Here is a 515-nt window from a genome sequence, read left to right as displayed (position 1 = left end):
GCTTGGCTCTCGGTTTGCACCCGCACCGTATGTGACGCCGGATCGATGGCGAGCGCCCGGGTGTTCAACCGGACCCGAATGCCCGCCGATTCAATGTCTCCCAGCGTGCGATGCGCGAGATGGTGCCAATCGGCGACCTCGCCGCTGAGATAGAAGGGCAGGCCGCAGATGCTGTAGTTGGGAAACGCATCCGCCACCAACATCGTCACCGTGGCAGTGGGGTCCACCTCCCGGGCGCGGAGCGCCGCGCTGATGCCCGCATCACTGCCGCCAATGATCAAAATGTGAGACATACTAGATAACCTCCTTAGATGGGCAAAGCCCCGTCGTCCCGCACCACGGTGCCGGACACCGGGATCGCCAACGCCAGGGTTTGATAGACGGTGCTGTTCCGTTTCGCGGTCTCCACCAAGCGCCTCAGTCGATCCTCGGCCGCGTCGGTCTGGACCGTCCATGGATAGGTCACCGAGACCAATTGGGGCGGCTGATCGTGGCGCACCCCGGTCAGCTGAATG

Annotated in this window: 2 protein-coding genes; both read right to left on the bottom strand. The window is 63.5% G+C overall.

Annotated features, from left to right (window positions below; all coding sequences use genetic code 11):
* On the bottom strand, window positions 1-293 hold a 293-nt coding region (locus tag HIJ39_RS23385; RefSeq protein WP_169103405.1), incomplete at its 3' end, for an FAD-dependent oxidoreductase.
* Window positions 294-307: 14 nt separating this feature from the next.
* The coding region (locus HIJ39_RS23380; RefSeq protein ID WP_207711905.1) for an OsmC family protein at window positions 308-515 on the bottom strand (208 nt) is incomplete at its 5' end.

This window comes from Sulfobacillus harzensis, assembly GCF_012933365.1.
In the GTDB taxonomy this organism is placed as follows: Bacteria; Bacillota; Sulfobacillia; order Sulfobacillales; family Sulfobacillaceae; genus Sulfobacillus_B; species Sulfobacillus_B harzensis.
This window is presented reverse-complemented; position numbering and strand designations above follow the sequence as displayed.